Genomic DNA, 15,810 nt, shown 5'->3' with positions numbered 1-15,810 from the left:
GCGGCGGCCCGACGCGAAGTGGTCAGTAGGTGATGGAAGGTGTTGATTTGGTCATGGTGTCCGATGGATCCGCCATTTGCAACACCTTTGGATACCTGCTGTCCCTGGATCCGCCAAGGGCGCTCCACGCGGTTCAACATGCGACTGCGATCGCAGATCCGCATCATCGCCGTCTTGTGTCGCAATCGGCGAGAACCGGTTTCCGGATGATGGCCGCGCCGTTCGACGCGGCCCTTCACTCTCTCTCGAACGCCCGCCAGGGCGCCCATGCACAAGGAGCCTGCATGACTGAAGCCGACCTCAATGAAATGCCCCGGCCTGACGCCACATGCGCGCCGCAGGCCGCGGCCGCGACGTTCTCAATCAGTGCGACGACCCCTCGATAGAATACAACCCGCATGACGGACACCATCGACGAAGCGCAGGAACTGGACGCGCGCCATCTGCAACGAGCACTGGCCCAGCACGCAACGCGGGCCCGCAGCGTTGCCCCACTCAGGCCCATTGGGGAATGCCACAACCCGGACTGCAGCGAAGACTTCGACAACGATCCGGCCAGGCTGTTCTGTGGGCCTGCCTGCGCCGAGCGTTTCGAAGCCATCCATCAACACCGCAACGCATAGGAACAGGGGACATGTCTCTGAACAGCAACGACGCTGGCTTCACCGAACGCATCGCCGGATTGTCGGCCGAGCTCGCCGTGCTGGTGAGCCTGGTGGAGAACCACATCCATCTGCAGTTGGCCGACCTTGCCGACTCGGGTGATGTGGATGCACAGGAGCGATTTGCGGTGGCCGATCCGGAGCGCTGGTTGGAGAACGCCCGCAACAGCCTGCAGGCGGGCGTCATGTTCCTGGAACGTGCGGTGCTGCAGCCCGCGCGGTTCTAGCAATGCGATGTGGGGACGGAAGGGGCTGTAAGGCCGCCTTCCGTCCCCCTTTGGGGCCGTGGAGAGCGTCTGCGTCCGCGGCTGCGTCATAACGTCGCACCGCCTTTCTGGAAACCCTGAACTCGGTCCAAGGTTGGCCATCGCCCCGTAGAATGGTGGCGTGCGTCGTTCTGTCCTCCACCGCCGGTTCCAGGTCCTGGCATGGCTTGCCATGCTGCTGGTGCTGCTCGCCCCGCTGGTGAGCCGCTGGCTGGCGCATGACCACGTTGCGGCCACCGCACCGGTGGCAGCCTTGAATCACGCGATGCACGCAGAGCATGCACAGCACGCGATGGAAGCGCACCATGACCATCACGCGATGGCAATGCAGAACGGGGAATCGACACCGAAGCCGGCTGCCGATCCACACGCCGACCATGAGATGGGTGTGGACTGCGATTACTGCCTGATCGCTGCACGGCTGATCACCCTGCTGGTGGCGGCAGTGTTGCTGTTGGCGCCGATGGCACCGGTGTGCCGCGCGCTGCGCGGTGCGGTGCAGACGTTGCCGCAACGGATCAGCGGCACATTGGGAGCGCGTGGGCCGCCGGCCTTGATGGCCGTCTGAGCCGCACGCGTGTTGCACTGAACGTTCTTCCATGAGGTTGCCGGCCACGGCCGGTGCCCGCACGCGCGTGTTTGCCCCTTTCTGATTGCTGCCCTGCCATTGCGGGGTGGCCTTGCATGCCGTGAACAAATGAAAAACAACCCCAACTCCGCGCGCCTGCGCAGGGCGACACTGCCTGCGCTGTGCATGTCCCTGTTGTACGCCGTGCCCGCCCTTGCCGCCGATGCGCCACCTCCGACCACGCTGGATACCGTGCGCGTGGTCGACACCCGCAGCGGTGAACTGTCTTCCACCGCCAGCGCCGGGTCTGCGCTGGGCCTGAGCGTGCTGCAGACACCGGCCAGCCTGACCGTGATCTCGCGCGAACAACTGGAACAGCGGGGCGACACCAACCTCAATGATGCGATCAGCCGGGCAGGCGCGATCAGTGCGATGCCGCACCCAGGCAACGGCCTGAGTGCGTTGTCCAGCCGTGGCTTCACCGATGGCGCCTCGGTGATGCGCCTGTACGACGGGCTTCGCCAGTACGGCGGCGTGGGCATCACCTTCCCGTTCGATACCTGGTCGATCGAACGCATCGAAGTACTGCGCGGCCCGGCTTCGGTCATCCATGGCGATGGCGCCATTGGCGGGGTCATCAACATCGTGCCCAAGAAGCCCTCGCGTAGCGCCATCGAGAACGAGATCAGCGTGACCGTCGGCAGCGAGGATACTGCGCGCCTGGGCTTCGGCAGCGGCGGTGCGTTGACCCGGGACCTGGCCTATCGGCTGGACGTGAGTGGCAATTACAGCGGTGGCTGGGTTGACCGCGGGCGAAACAGTGACGTGACCCTCTCCGGTGCCTTGCTGTGGCAGCCGCGCCCGGACCTGCAGCTGACCCTCACCCATGCGCAGGGCCACCAGAGACCGATGCGCTACTTCGGCACGCCGCTGGTGGGTGGGCAGCAGCTGGAGGCATTGCGCCATCGCAACTACAACGTGGAAGACAGCGACATCCGTTATCGCGACCGCTGGACCCAACTTGATACGCTGTGGACGCCGACGTCGAACGTGGAATGGCGCACCCGCGTCTACCAGATCGACAGCCAGCGCGACTGGCGCAATGCCGAGGCCTATGTCTACAACCGCGCCACCGGTTTGATCGATCGCTCGGGCAACACCGAGATCACCCACGACCAGGACCAGACCGGGTTGACCTCGACACTGCAGGTACAAGGAAACATCGCGGGCCTGGCCAACCGCTTTGCCGTGGGCCTCGATGCCAATCGTGCGCACTTCAAGCACACCAACAACACCTATGCCGGCAGCTCGGGCCCGGTCGATCCGTTCGGTCCGGTGCCAGGCCGGTTCGCCAGCGACGCGCCCAACCTGCCGCGCTATCGCAACCGCGCCGAGCAGTACGCGCTGTTCGTGGAGGACCGGCTGGCGTTGAGCGAACGCTGGTCTGTACTGGGTGGGCTGCGCCACGACCGCGCGCGCATCGATCGCACCGATCTGATCAGCGGCCAGAACGCGTTCTCGAAGACCTACAGCAGCGCCGGCTGGCGTGCAGGCACGGTGTTCGCGCTGCAGCCGACGCTGAGCCTCTACGCGCAGTACTCGCAGGCGGCGGATCCGGTCAGTGGCCTGCTGATGATCAGCCCAGCCAACGGTGCCTTCGATCTGGCCAAGGGCCGGCAGATCGAGGTGGGCCTGAAGCAGGCCTTCGATGGCGGCGAGTGGACGCTGGCGGCGTATCGCATCCGCAAGACCGGTCTGCTCAGCCGTGATCCGCTGGTGCCGGATCGCCGAGTGCAGGTGGGTGCGCAGACCTCGCGCGGTATTGAAGCGTCCTTGAACTGGAACTTCGCGCCGCACTGGTCGCTCGATGCCAACGCGACGGTGCTGAACGCCGAGTTCGAGGACTTCCTGGAAACCACGGGTTCGCCGGCGGTGCTGGTGTCGCGTGATGGCAACGTACCGCCGAACGTGGCCGAGCGCTTGGCCAACGCATGGTTGAGCTGGCAGTTCCTGCCGGACTGGAGCGCAGCGGCGGGTGTTCGCTATGTCGGCAAGCGCTACGCCGACAATGCCAACGCGTTGGAACTTCCCGGCTACAGCACCACCGACCTGGCGCTGACCTGGCAGGCGGCACCGCGCACGCGGCTGTCCGCGCGGTTGTTCAACGTGTTCGACAAGGCGTACTACGCCACCGCGTACTACACCAGCACGCAATGGCTGCTGGGTGCGGACCGGCGCGTCGAATTCACCGTCGACCATCGCTTCTGAGGAGGCCGGCCATGACGCTGCGATCCACCGCCAGGCGCTGGACCTACCTGGTGCATCGCTGGCTGGGCATTGGTGGGTGCCTGTTGATGCTGCTGTGGTTCGTGAGTGGCATGGTGATGCTGTTCATCGGCTACCCGAAGCTGACGCCGGGTGAGCGGCTGGCGGCGTTGCCGGTGCTGGGGGATGCCCGCGGCTGGCAGGGGCTGTCGGCATTGCCGGCCGCCGTGCAGGCCGAGCCGGAGGCCGTGGCACTGACGACGCTGCGCGGCGAGCCAGCGTACGTGGTGCGAAGCGGCGGCAACGTGGGCGCCTGGTCTGCGCGCACCGGCCAGGTTCTGCTGCCGGTGTCGGCACAGCATGCCGAAGCATCCGCTGCGCAGTTTGCTGGCGGCCAGGCGTTCGTCGGCGCGATGCGCGTGGATGAGGATCGCTGGACGCACTCGCGCGCGCTGGACGCGCACCGGCCGCTGTACCGGGTGGAGGTAGGGGGTGCGCAGCCGGGTGACCTGTATGTGTCCTCGCACACCGGCGAAGTGGTGCTGGACGCACCGCATGTGCAGCAGCGTTGGAACTATGTGGGTGCCTGGCTGCACTGGCTGTACTTCCTGCGCATGCAGTCGGTGGACCCGGTGTGGACGTGGGTGGTGATCGTGTTGTCCGCGCTGTGCACGGTGGCCGCAGTCAGCGGCATCGTGGTCGGTGTGTGGCGCTGGCGTTTCCGTGGACACTACCGTTCGGGTGCGAAGACGCCATACGTCGAACCATGGATGCGCTGGCACCATCTGATCGGGCTGGTGGCTGCAGCGTTTGTGTTCACCTGGATCTTCAGCGGGCTGATGTCGATGAACCCGTGGGGCGTCTTGAGCAGCACGCGCGAGGCGATCGACAGCGGACGTTATCGTGGTGGCACGGTGGCGGTGGATGGCGCATTGGGTGAGCCGACGGCGCTGCTGACGGCCGTCGAGGCCGAGCGGTTTATGCCCGTGGAGATCCAGTGGCGACGCATCGGTGGCGAGCTGTTCGCGGTGCTGCTGGACGGACAGGGCGAGACCCGTATCGTGTCCGGCAGCAATGGGCATCTGCAGGTTGCGCGGTTGCTGCCGGCCGGGTGGCTGCAGCAGAAGGTGCGGGCGCTGTCGGATGCGCCCATGCAGGGGTACTGGGTCCAGCATGCAGCGGATGCGTACTTCTACCCACGTGCACCGGAAGCCATGAACGGCGCAGCGGTGCGCCGCTTCCCGGTGGCGGTGGTGGATTTCGGCGATGCCGAGGCGACGCGCGTCTACCTAGACCTGGCCACCGGCGATCCATTGCTGACGATGGGGTATCGCGAGCGGGTGGGGCGCTGGCTGTTCTACTTCCTGCACAGCTGGGACCTGCCTGCGATGCTGCGCTTCGACACCGCCCGGTTGGCTGTTCTGCTGCTGTTGAGCGTTGCGGGCACTGCGTTGTGTGCAACGGCCACGGTGATCGGCTACCGCCGGTTGCGGATGAAGCTGCGGCGCAGGCGGCGCTGATGCACTGGGCTACACCCGCAGCCAGCGCGTGGACACTGCAACCAGCAACAAGGCCGTGGCCACGCCGATGAACGCGGCGATCAGGCCGAAATGGTTGGCGGCGAAGCCGATCAGCGCCGGTCCGGCAAGGATGCCGGCGAAGCCCAGCGTGGAAACGGCGGTGATCGCCAGCGCACCCGGCATGCGGGTCTGGTGGCCGGCCAGCGAGAACAGCGCCGGCGCGATGTTGGCGCAGCCAAGGCCGACCAGCACATAGCCCGCCAGCGACGCCTGCCATGGCGTGACCAGGGTCAGCACCAGCACGCCAGCGGCAGCAAGCAGAGCGCCGAAAACGATCGCGCGCTGGCGGCCCACGCGCGCCACCAGTGCATCGCCGAACAGGCGGGCGATGGTCATGGTCAGGGTGAAGGTCACATAGCCGATACCGGCGAGGCTGGCATCGACGCGACGCACATCGCTGAGGAACACCGCGCTCCAATCCAGCATCGCACCTTCGCCGAGGAACGCAACGAACGCCAGTACGCCGATGAACAGCACGATGCCGTGTGGCAGGGCCAGCATCGGTGTGTCGTGCGGCATCCGTTCGCTGTGCCAGTACGCCGCTGACAGCAGCAACGCCAGCAGCATGGCGCCGACGCCGATCAGCACCGACGCTATCGGCGGCAATTGCGCGGACAGCAGCACAGTCATGGTGGCCGCGCCGAGGAAGCCGCCGATGCTGAAGAAGGCATGGAAGCCGGACATCATCACGCGCCGTGCTTCGCGCTCGACGATGACGGCCTGTACGTTCATCGTGCAGTCCATCGCGCCCACGGCGGCACCGAACACGAACAGCACCAGTCCCAGCGTCCAGGCCGAACCGGCCAGTGCCAGGCCAGGCACCGTCAGGCAGATCAGCAGGCTGCTGGCCACCATCACCCGGCGGCAGCCGAGGCGCGCGGCCAGCACGCCGGACAAGGGCATCGCCAGCAGCGAACCGGCACCGAGGCAGAGCAGTACCAGGCCCAGCGTCGCGTCATTGATCTCGGTACGTGGCTTGGCGAAGGGCACCAGCGTGGCCCACAGCGCGGTGGCGAAGCCGGGAATGAAGAATGCAGCGCGGGTCGCGTGCTGTTCGGCACGCGCGCGGTTGGCGAGGGACATGAGCGGTACGGTCAGGGAGGAGTGGGGTGCACCGCAATACCGGCGGCGCGGAAGCGAGCTGCCAGTGCGGGCGGTGCGGTGGTGGTCAGCACCAGATCGTCGATCTCGTCGAGGCTGGCGATCTGCCAGTGGCCGCGGGCGCCGAGCTTTTCCGTGGTGGCGGCGACGATGATGCGACTGCTGCAGGCCACCATCGCGCGCTTGAGCGTGGCTTCCTCGGCATCCATCGCCCACACGCCGGTGTCGCCGTCCACCGCGCAGGGGCCGGGCAGGTACACGTCGGCACGCAGGCGTTGCACCTGGGCCAACGCTTCGGCACCGACCGCACCGCCGCCGCTGGCCAGGCGGCCGCCGATCAGCTGCACCAGGGTGCCTTCAAGCATGCTGGCGGCTGTGGCGATCTGCGGGGCATTGGTGATCACCGTCAGCCCGAGAGCGGCCGGCAGTTGCTGGGCGATCGCCAGGTTGGTCGAACCGGCATCAAGCAGTACGACCTGGCCGGGTTGCAGCAGCGCGCAGACGCGGGCGGCCAGCTCGGCCTTGTCGCTGCGGTCGCGGGTGAGCCGCTCGCGCAGCGGGCGTTCCTTCGGTGGTGGCAGCACGGCGCCGCCGTAGACACGCTGGCACAGGCCCTGTGCGGCCAGCTCGCGCAGGTCTCGGCGGATCGAGTCTTCGGAGACGGCATAGCGGCGCGCCAGTTCGGCGGCGACCACGCGGCCCTGCTGGCGCAGTTCCTCGAGGATCTGCCGGGTGCGCTGGGCGGGGAGGGGGCTGGGAACGGAGCTCATGACACAATTCTGCACATTCGTGCATTAACGTGCAACAACGTGCAATGGATGGAAGTGGGCACAGGGTGGCTGGACTGCCGGTGAACCCGCCGGCGCCCGGAGTCTATGGATCGCCCTCGCGGCCGGCATCATGGCGGGGCACCTGGCATGGAATCCCTGATGTCCCCCACCGTTCACCGCGAGCTGCGCATCGGCGCAGACCAGTACACCGGCCAGAAAGTGGTCGACCAGCAGTTCCACAAGTGCGATTTCTCCGGCGCGGACCTGACCGGCACCGAGTTCATCAACTGCAGTTTCTACGATGCCGACAGCCGTGCCGGCTGTCGCTTCAACGGCGCCACGCTGAAGGAAGCCAGCTTCCGCAGCTGCGACATCAGCATGTGCCACTTCAACTTCATCAAGGCACTGGGCCTGGAGATCAGCGAGTGCCGCGCGCAGGGCGCGGATTTCAGCAACGCCAGCTTCATGAACCAGATCACCACGCGGAGCTGGTTCTGCAGTGCCTTCATCAAGAAGTCGAACCTGCGCTACGCGAACTTCTCGCGGGTGACGCTGGAGAAGTGCGAGCTATGGGAAAACCGTTGGGACGGTGCGAACGTGAGTGGCGCCAGCTTCGCCGGCTCGGACCTGTCCGGCGGCCAGTTCGAGGGCATCGACTGGAACAGCGCCAACTTCACCGACTGTGATCTGACCAACTCCGAGCTGGGCGAGCTGGACCTGCGCAGGACCAACCTGCGCGGCGCCACGCTGGACGTGCAGCAGGTGGCGCTGTTGATGCAGCGCATCGGCATCACCGTGGTGCCGTAAGCATCACCTAGCGTACGCCACCCAGCCCTTGAAGCTGAAGCCGGCATAGAACAGCTCCACGTCGTCGAAGCCGGCCTCCTGCAGCAGGGCGACCTCCTGCTCGGGCGCCAGCAGCGGCAGCCGCTCGGCAATGGCCTCGATCGCGCGCTGCGCATCGGCGCGGGCAACCCCCGAGGCTTCGGCGAACGCCGCGTAGCGCTGCAACCAGCGCAGCTTGCCGGCCGGATCCTGCGGCACGCTGTGGTGCGCCACCACCAGCGGCGCGCCGGGCTGCAGGCGCCGGTGCAGCTCGCGCAACGTGTGCAGGCGCTGCGCGGCGTCGAGGAAGTGCAGGGTCAACAGGCAGCTGGCACCGTCGAAGCGCAGATCGGGCGCATCGTCGATGTAGCCTTCCAGCAGCTGCACGCGCGACTTCAGCGGACCCAGTGTCTGTTCGGCCAGGGCCAGCATCGGTGCGGCCGGATCCACGCCGAGCAACTGCCAGCCCGGCTGTGCCTCGGCGAAGGCCTTCAGCTCAAGCCCGCCACCGGCACCGAGTACCAGCACGCGGCCCTGTGCGGGAACGCGTTCGGCCAGCAGCAGGCGGCTCATCTGCTGCAACGCGAGGAAACCGGGCACCTGGCGCAGCGGTGCTTCGGCATAGCGGGCCACCGCCTGCGGGTCGGAGAACGTGGACATGTGCGGATTCCTTCGACGGGGACAGACCACTGTAGCGCGGCGCGCAAGAGGCATTGCGCGCCGCTGCCGCAGAGACAGCACAGGGCTCAGGCCGCTGCGGCCTCAAGCACGTCTTCCAGCCTCACCTCGCCGAGGAAGCCACCACTGCTGGTTGCCGGCTGCTGCGCTTCGATGGCGTGGGCGAACTGCACGCCCGCGTCGTCCTGCAGGCGTTCGAACAGCTGCTGCACCCTGGGGAACTCGCGGCGGTCGACCACCTGGTGATAGTCGTTCCAGCGCGCGATGCCGGCGAAGTAGGCATCGGCGAAGCTGCGCTGTTCGCCCAGCAGCCACGGGCCCGTACCGATCATCTGCTCCAGCGCCTGGTGGGCGTGGCGCACCTTGGTCGTGCCATAGGCACCCAGCACCTCGGCTTCATCACCTTCCGCATGCTCCAGTGCGTGCCAGAGCGGCGCGTAGGCACCGAAGAAGCTGGTGTTGAGATAGGCCAGCCGGTGGTTGAGGCGATCGAAGCCAGCCGTGCCCTGTGCGAAGCCCAGCCCCTGCGCGATGCCCTTCGCGGCCAGGTGGTTGAGGATGGCCAGGCTCTCGCTGAGCAGCTCGCCCTGCGGGGTTCGCAGGGTCGGGGTTTCGCCCAGTGGATTGAGGCGGCGGTAGTCTTCGCCCTGCACCTGGCCGGGCATGTCGATGCGGCACAGCTGGTAAGGCTGGCGCAGCCACTCCAGTGCAACGATGGAGCCGAACGAGCAGCCCGAGGGCACGCCGTAGAAGAGGATCGGGGTCATGGCAGATTTCCGGTTCGAGCCGCGATGCGGCGGGTGAGGAAAGCGTGCCAGCATGGACATTTCCGCTGAAGCCGTCCGAATGGCATCCTGAAGTCCACACGTGTGGACGTTGCGCATGCTCAACCTCAATGATCTGGCCCTGTTCGTGACCGCAGTGGAGCAGGGTGGTTTCGCCGCAGGTGGGCGCCATCTGGGCCTGCCGCGCTCGACCCTTAGCAAGCGCGTGGCGCTGCTGGAAGAACACCTCGAAGTGCGGCTGCTGCAACGCAGTTCGCGCCGCTTCGCGCTGACCGAGGTCGGCCAAGAGTTCTTCGAACGCGCACGCGCGGCGTTGTCGGAGGTAGAGGCTGCGGAGGCCATTGTCCGCGACCGCCAGGCCGAACCCAGCGGCACCGTGCGCATCAGCGCTTCGATTCCGGTGGTGCAGGGCGAGCTCGCCGCGTGCCTGCCCGCGTTGGCCCGCCGCTATCCGCGGCTGCGCATCGAAGTTGAAGTGAGTGATCGTTTCATCGATCTGGCGCAGGAGGGCATCGACATCGCCCTGCGCAGCCACTTCGGTCCGCTGCCGGATTCCGGGTTGGTGCAGCGAATGCTCGGTAGCGAACGCATCGTGCTGGTGGCGTCCCCTGATTATCTGGCAGCCGCGCCGGCAGTGGACACGCCCGAGCAGCTACGCGCGCATGCCGGCCTGCTGACCGCGCGCCATGCAACGCGCTGGACGCTGCACAGCGCCGACGCCGGCACCGTGCAGGTGGAGCCGCAGGTGGCGCTGGTCGGCAATGAATCGCAGCTGCTGATCGCGGCGGCAGAAGCGGGTCTTGGCATCACCGTGCTGCCCTACAGCCTGTGTGCGGCGGCCATCGCTGCTGGCCGCCTGCAGCAGGTCCTGCCGGCGTGGCATGCCGGCGAAGTCACCACCAGCGTGCTGCTGCCGCATCGTCGCGGCCAGCTGCCGGGCGTGCGCGTGGTGGTGGATGCGCTGGTCGCGCATTACCAGCTCAACGCAGCGCGCGTGCCAGTACCTGCCAGATCCTCGGGTCCTGGCACTGCGAGACGTTGAAACGCACATAGTCGGCCGCGCGCTGCGATTGGCTGAACGCGTTGCCCGGGGCCAGCACGATGCCTTCGCGCAGGCACTGCCGTGCCAGCGCAGCAGCATCGCGGCCATCGGGAAGCTGGCACCAGAGGAACAGGCCGGCTTCCGGTTGCAGCCACGGCGTGATGCCCAGCGTGTGCAGTTTCCGCAGTGTGTGCCGGCGCGCATCGGCCAGGCGCGAGCGCACCGATTGCATGTGGCGGCGATAGCCACTGTCGGTCAGCGCGATGTGCATCAACTGCATCGCCAGATGGCCGCCGCCGAAGCTGGTGGCCAGCTTCAGGTCGGTCAGCGCTTCGATCCAGTCCTGGCGTGCAGCGATGTAGCCACAGCGCGAAGCGGCCGACAGGGTCTTGGAGAAGCTGCCGACGTGGATCACCCGCGACAGCCCATCCAGCGCAGCAAGGCGCGGTGCCGGCTGCAGTTCGAAGTCGGCGAAGATGTCGTCCTCGACGATGATCAGTTCGCTGCGTTCGGCCAGCCCCAGCAGCCGATGCGCGGTGCTGGCCGAGAGCACCGCGCCGGTCGGGTTGTGCAGGCCCGAGTTGGTGATGTACAGCCGTGGCGAATGCGCCTGAAGTGCCTGCGCGACCGCCTCCAGGTCCGGGCCGCTGTGCGTGTACGGCACGCCGATGGCCTGCACCTGGTGCGCCTTCAGCAGCGCGTGGTAGTTGAAGTAGCTCGGATCATCCACCAGCACGCAGTCGCCGGGCTTGAGCAGGAAACGGCAGAGCAGATCGACCGCGTGCGTACCGGATTCGGTCAGCAGGATCTGCTCAATCGGTGCATCAATGCCCAGCGCCGCGCTGCGCCGCTGCAGCAGCTGGCGCAATGCGGGCAGCCCGAGCGGACCGGCGTAGTCGACCAGCTGCATGGCATCGGCACGCGCCAGTCGGCGCAGGCCGCGGCGCACGCCGTCGTGATACAGCCAATCACTGGGCATCCAGCCGCAGCCCGGCTTGAGGTGGCCCGCCGGCGTTTCCAGCGATTGCCGCGACACCCACAGCGGGTCCACCGCGCGGTCCAGGCGTGGTTCCATTTCGGCCAGGGCGAGCGGTGCGGCCGGTCCACTGACATAGAAGCCGGAACCGGCACGCGCGCTGATCAGCCCTTCGGCGGCGAGGCGCTCGTAGGCCTCGACCACGGTGGAGACCGACACGCCCATCGCCGCCGCCTGCGCACGCACCGAGGGCAGGCGTGAGCCGGGGCCATCCACCCGCGCGCCGATGCGGGTACGGACGGCCTGGATGACCGATTCGATGCGGGTAAGCGGGCGCGTCATGGCGAAAGTGTGCTGTAAGTGTGGGCAGTACAGTTATTTGAAACTGTACTGGATTGTAGCTGGGGGGCGCGGGCCGCAGGTGCTTCCATGGAGACCCCGCCGGGCACCGCCCGGCACCCCGGGAGTACAGACGTGGAACGGTCGGCGAGTGGTTGGATCAATGGCTTCATCGGTGTGGTGATCTTTGCCGGCTCGTTGCCGGCCACCCGCCTGGCCGTGCTGCAGCTGGACGCCGGGTTCGTTACCGCCGCGCGCGCCACCATCGCCGCCATACTCGGCCTGGGCCTGCTGCTGATGCTGCGCCAGCCGTGGCCGCGCCGGAGTGATCTGCCTGGACTGGCGGTTGTCAGCCTGGGGGTGGTGGTCGGCTTCCCGCTGCTGACTGCGCTTGCCCTGCGCCACGCCTCATCAGCGCACACCATCGTGTTCCTCGGCCTGTTGCCGCTGAGCACTGCGGTGTTCGGCGTACTGCGCGGTGGCGATCGGCCGCGCCCGGCGTTCTGGCTGTTCTCGCTGCTGGGCAGCGCCTGCGTGGTCGGCTATGCCGCGCGCAACGGCATCGAGGCCTCGTTGCAGGCCGACCTGCTGATGCTGGCGGCGATCGTGGTGTGTGGACTGGGCTACGCGGAAGGCGGTCGGCTTGCCCGTCATCTCGGCGGCTGGCAGGTGATCAGCTGGGCGCTGCTGCTGGCACTACCGGTGATGCTGCCGCTGACGGTGCTGATGCGCCCGCCCTCGTTCGTCGAAGTGGGGGCATCCGCGTGGTGGGCGCTGGGCTACGTGGCGGTGTTCAGCATGCTGCTGGGGTTCCTGTTCTGGTATCGCGGGCTGGCCCAGGGTGGAATCGCCGCGGTCGGCCAGCTACAGCTGCTGCAACCGTTCTTCGGCCTGGCGCTGGCTGCGCTGTTGCTGCATGAAGCGGTCAGCCTCAGCATGGTGCTGGTGACCGTGGTCGCGGTGATCTGCGTCGCCGGCGCGCGCCGCTTCAGCCGCTGAGCGAAAAAGGGGACGGAAGGGATTAAGTCGTAACTGGCCCTGCTGTGCCTGAAACGACTTAATCCCCTCCGTCCCCTTTTCCGGTGATAGCGAGGGCGTATCGTGGGCGGTGGTCAACGGTATTGGCCGGGGCGGTGAGCTTGGCTGAAGCTGTGCGTATGAAGCCGATGTCGCGTATTTCCTTCGAGGGTCAGGTGGGCCTGGTGACCGGTGCCGCGGGTGGGTTGGGTCTGGCCTACAGCCGCCTGCTGGCCGAGCGCGGTGCGCAGGTGGTGATGCATGACGTCGGTGCCGGTACCGATGGCCGCGGCGCCGATCCGCAGCGCATCCTTCGCAGCGTGGAAGTGCTGCAGGGGCAGGGTCTGCCGGTGCAGGCCGCAAGCGGTCCCATCGACCATCGCTCGGGTTGCCACGCGCTGGTGCAGGATCTGTTGCAGCAACATGGCCGCATCGATTTCCTGATCCACAACGCGGGCTGGGTCGAGTACCAGCCGCTGGAAGCGATCGAGGACGAGGCGCTGGATCAGACGCTGTGCCTGGCGGCGAAGACGCCGCTGTGGCTGGCGCAGGCGGTGTGGCCGGCGATGCGCGCGGCGGGCGGGGGCCGCATCGTCATCACCACCTCCGATCGCGCGCTGTATCCGCAGTACGCACAGCGCGGACTGTCTGCCTATGCGATGGGCAAGCTGGCCGCGCTTGGCCTGGTCAATGTGCTGGCCCTGGAAGGCGCCGAGCACGGCATCGTGGTCAATGCGGTTTCGCCGGTAGCGAAGACGCGCATGTGGGGCATCGAAGGCGAACCCGACGAACTGCATCCGGAGGCGGTCGCGCAGGGCGTGGCCTATCTGGCATCCACGTGCTGCCACGTGGGCGGATGGACGCTGCGCGCCAGCAACGGGCAGTTCCATGCACTGCGCCTGCAGGAGGCCGAGCACGTGGCGTATCCACGCGATCTGCGTGCGGTCAGTGCGGACAGCATCGAGTCGGTGGCCCTGCAGTGGCCGGCCATCGCGCGCGCCAGCGTGGACCAGCGTGGTTGAGGGCGTACCCTAGGCAGGTTCCTACTGTCTGCTTCGAGATGATCGACCTGCGCCTGCTTCGCCAGTTCGTGGCCGTGGCCGAAGAACTGCATTTCCATCGCGCCGCGGCCCGCCTGCACATGTCGCAACCACCACTGACGGCAGCGATACGTCGGCTGGAAGACGTGCTCGGATGTGAACTGATCGTGCGCGGCAACCGCACCCTGGGCCTGACCGTGGCCGGGCAGACGTTGCTGGTGGAGGCACGTGCGACGCTGCAGCAGGCCGAGCAGGCATTGCTGCGCACGCGCGAGGCGGCGAGCGGACAGTCTGGCTGCCTGCGCGTAGGCTATGTCGGCAGTGCGCTGTATGGCCGCCTGCCAGGTTTGATCCGCCGCTTCCGCCAGCAGTACCCGCAGGTGCAGTTGCACCTGCAGGAAGCCACGTCGCACCAGCAGCAGCTGTGGTTGCGTGAGCAGCGCATCGACGTGGGCGTGTTGATTCCACCGATTCCCGCAGCCGAGCTGGTGCTGCTCGACTTCGACCACGACCATTTGGCGATTGCGCTGCCACGTGCACATGCATTGGCCGATGTGCCGGAGGTCAGTGTGGCGATGCTGGCTGACGAGCCGTTCGTTTCCTGGCCGGCGGGCGAGGGCATCGGCTTCCATGCACAGGTGCTGGGCCTGTGCACGGCGGCGGGATTCACGCCGCGCGTGGTGCAGGAAGCACAGGGCATGCACGCGGTGTTGTCACTGGTGGCCGTAGACGCCGGCGTGGCGATCGTGCCTGCCAGCATGGCCAGCTTTCGTCCGCAGGAGATTGTCTACCGTGTGCTGGATGGCGATGCAGCGTGTTTCGCGCTTCAGTTCTGCACGCGCCCGGAACAGGCGTTGCCGGTGGTGCGCAATTTCCTGATGGCCGCGACCACCGGCTGATCCTGCGGATCGGCTATGCCTGGCCGCTGCGGAACAGATGCGCAGCGGCATAGTCGATGAACACCCGCAGCCGTGCGCTGGGGTGGCGCCCGCCGGGCCATAGCAGCGAGAACTGCCCCTTGTGCGTGGGCAGCGCTGGCAGCACCTGTTGCAGGCGGCCGTCGGCCAGTGCGTCGGCCGCCAGGAAGTCGGGCATCCAGGCCAGGCCCATGCAGCCGATGGCGGCGGCCAGCACGGCTTCCATGTTGTTGCAGGTCATCGCCGTCGGAAGGCGCGCGCCTGCATCGCCTTCCACCCCCGGCAACTGCCAGGGGTGCAGCTTCCCGGTAGTCGGGTAGCGGAAGCGCAGAGCCGCATGCATGCGCAGATCGCCCACATCGCTGGGAATGCCGTGCGCCTGCAGATAGCCAGGCGCCGCGCAGAGCATGAAACGAAAGCCACCCAGGCGCCGTGCGGTCAGGCTGGAATCGGCCAGTTCGCCGCTGCGTATCACCGCGTCGAGGCCTTCGCTGACCACATCGACGATGCGGTCGTTGAAGTCCAGTTCCAGCTGCACCTGTGGGTAGCGCTGCTGGAAGCCGGGCAGCACCGGCAGCAGGAAGCGGTAGCCGATGGTGGGCAGACCGATGCGCAGCAGCCCGCTGGGGGCGTGCTGTCGCTGCGCGAGGTCTGCCTGCGCTTCGGAAAGTTCATCCAACGCACGCCGGCAGCGTTGCAGCAGCAATTCGCCTTCGTCGGTGAGGTGCACGCGGCGGGTGGTGCGATGGAACAGGCGGGTGCCGAGTTCCTGCTCAAGGCGGGCGATACGCTTGCCGACCGCCGAGGCGGACAGGCCGAGCACGCGGGCAGCGCCGACGATGCTGCCGGCTTCGGTGGTACGGACGAAGGCAAGCAGGGCGGAGATGGAGTCCATGCGGGCATGATTGCGGAACATCTGGCCGCAATCAACGTCCATCCAGCCTGTTTTTCAGCAATACCGGCCTGCCCATCATCAACG

At 67.2% G+C, this 15,810-nt stretch carries 16 protein-coding genes; 10 read left to right on the top strand and 6 right to left on the bottom strand.

Annotated elements, in window-relative coordinates; genetic code table 11:
• Positions 1-398: 398 nt before the first annotated feature.
• The 5 genes from AC5P6E_RS19320 to AC5P6E_RS19300 all read left to right on the top strand — a co-directional run bounded on the left by AC5P6E_RS19320 (position 399) and on the right by AC5P6E_RS19300 (position 5,281).
• On the top strand, positions 399-623 hold the full coding sequence (locus AC5P6E_RS19320; RefSeq protein ID WP_010483754.1) for a hypothetical protein: 225 nt from the start codon (positions 399-401) through the stop codon (positions 621-623).
• Between the two features lie 11 nt (positions 624-634).
• On the top strand, positions 635-889 hold the full coding sequence (locus AC5P6E_RS19315; RefSeq protein WP_019336918.1) for a hypothetical protein: 255 nt from the start codon (positions 635-637) through the stop codon (positions 887-889).
• A gap of 211 nt (positions 890-1,100) precedes the next feature.
• Positions 1,101-1,496 carry a DUF2946 family protein gene (locus tag AC5P6E_RS19310; protein ID WP_019336919.1) on the top strand — a complete coding sequence of 132 codons (396 nt, stop codon included), beginning with the start codon at positions 1,101-1,103 and terminating at the stop codon, positions 1,494-1,496.
• 129 nt (positions 1,497-1,625) lie between these two features.
• Positions 1,626-3,764, top strand: a complete 2,139-nt coding sequence (locus AC5P6E_RS19305) for a TonB-dependent receptor (RefSeq protein WP_019336920.1) — start codon at positions 1,626-1,628, stop codon at positions 3,762-3,764.
• Between the two features lie 11 nt (positions 3,765-3,775).
• Entirely contained in the window at positions 3,776-5,281 is a 1,506-nt protein-coding gene (locus tag AC5P6E_RS19300) for a PepSY domain-containing protein (RefSeq protein WP_019336921.1), read from the top strand.
• Between the two features lie 9 nt (positions 5,282-5,290).
• Here the strand turns inward: AC5P6E_RS19300 and AC5P6E_RS19295 are convergent, their stop codons facing one another.
• Together AC5P6E_RS19295 and AC5P6E_RS19290 are read right to left on the bottom strand one after the other, a co-directional pair.
• Positions 5,291-6,424 carry an MFS transporter gene (locus AC5P6E_RS19295; protein WP_495231248.1) on the bottom strand — a complete coding sequence of 378 codons (1,134 nt, stop codon included), beginning with the start codon at positions 6,422-6,424 and terminating at the stop codon, positions 5,291-5,293.
• An 11-nt stretch (positions 6,425-6,435) separates the two neighbouring features.
• Entirely contained in the window at positions 6,436-7,212 is a 777-nt protein-coding gene (locus AC5P6E_RS19290) for a DeoR/GlpR family DNA-binding transcription regulator (RefSeq protein ID WP_019336922.1), read from the bottom strand.
• Between the two features lie 159 nt (positions 7,213-7,371).
• Between AC5P6E_RS19290 and smqnr the strand changes: the two genes are divergently transcribed.
• Positions 7,372-8,019 (top strand): SmQnr family pentapeptide repeat protein, encoded by a 648-nt coding sequence (gene smqnr / locus AC5P6E_RS19285; protein ID WP_010483741.1) that lies wholly within the window; start codon positions 7,372-7,374, stop codon positions 8,017-8,019.
• A gap of 3 nt (positions 8,020-8,022) precedes the next feature.
• Here the strand turns inward: smqnr and AC5P6E_RS19280 are convergent, their stop codons facing one another.
• Together AC5P6E_RS19280 and AC5P6E_RS19275 are read right to left on the bottom strand one after the other, a co-directional pair.
• A complete protein-coding gene (locus AC5P6E_RS19280) occupies positions 8,023-8,697 on the bottom strand; it encodes a class I SAM-dependent methyltransferase (RefSeq protein ID WP_019336923.1) in 675 nt (224 codons plus the stop codon).
• An 86-nt stretch (positions 8,698-8,783) separates the two neighbouring features.
• Complete coding sequence (locus tag AC5P6E_RS19275; RefSeq protein ID WP_010483737.1) at positions 8,784-9,482, bottom strand: glutathione S-transferase family protein; 699 nt, start codon at positions 9,480-9,482, stop codon at positions 8,784-8,786.
• A gap of 115 nt (positions 9,483-9,597) precedes the next feature.
• Here AC5P6E_RS19275 and AC5P6E_RS19270 point away from each other — a divergent pair, with 115 nt between their 5' ends.
• Positions 9,598-10,542, top strand: coding sequence for a LysR substrate-binding domain-containing protein (locus AC5P6E_RS19270; RefSeq protein WP_019336924.1), 945 nt, complete (start codon positions 9,598-9,600; stop codon positions 10,540-10,542).
• On the opposite strand, the gene AC5P6E_RS19265 is transcribed toward AC5P6E_RS19270, so the two are convergent.
• Positions 10,481-11,860, bottom strand: a complete 1,380-nt coding sequence (locus AC5P6E_RS19265) for an aminotransferase class I/II-fold pyridoxal phosphate-dependent enzyme (protein ID WP_019336925.1) — start codon at positions 11,858-11,860, stop codon at positions 10,481-10,483. The two genes, AC5P6E_RS19270 and AC5P6E_RS19265, sit on opposite strands and share 62 nt — an antisense overlap.
• A gap of 132 nt (positions 11,861-11,992) precedes the next feature.
• Here AC5P6E_RS19265 and AC5P6E_RS19260 point away from each other — a divergent pair, with 132 nt between their 5' ends.
• From AC5P6E_RS19260 to AC5P6E_RS19250, 3 genes are all read left to right on the top strand, one after another.
• On the top strand, positions 11,993-12,856 hold the full coding sequence (locus AC5P6E_RS19260; protein ID WP_019336926.1) for a DMT family transporter: 864 nt from the start codon (positions 11,993-11,995) through the stop codon (positions 12,854-12,856).
• A 167-nt stretch (positions 12,857-13,023) separates the two neighbouring features.
• Positions 13,024-13,896 (top strand): SDR family NAD(P)-dependent oxidoreductase, encoded by an 873-nt coding sequence (locus tag AC5P6E_RS19255; RefSeq protein ID WP_237706994.1) that lies wholly within the window; start codon positions 13,024-13,026, stop codon positions 13,894-13,896.
• Positions 13,897-13,934: 38 nt separating this feature from the next.
• A complete protein-coding gene (locus AC5P6E_RS19250; RefSeq protein WP_495231246.1) occupies positions 13,935-14,813 on the top strand; it encodes a LysR family transcriptional regulator in 879 nt (292 codons plus the stop codon).
• Positions 14,814-14,826: 13 nt separating this feature from the next.
• On the opposite strand, the gene AC5P6E_RS19245 is transcribed toward AC5P6E_RS19250, so the two are convergent.
• Positions 14,827-15,726: a LysR family transcriptional regulator gene (locus tag AC5P6E_RS19245; protein ID WP_029550700.1), complete on the bottom strand. Its 900-nt coding sequence runs from the start codon at positions 15,724-15,726 to the stop codon at positions 14,827-14,829.
• Positions 15,727-15,810: the final 84 nt, after the last annotated feature.

It is taken from the genome of Stenotrophomonas sp. YJH_SMC_16 (assembly GCF_059367875.1).
Note: the sequence above shows the minus strand (reverse complement) of the source record. Positions and strands in the feature narration are given on the sequence as shown.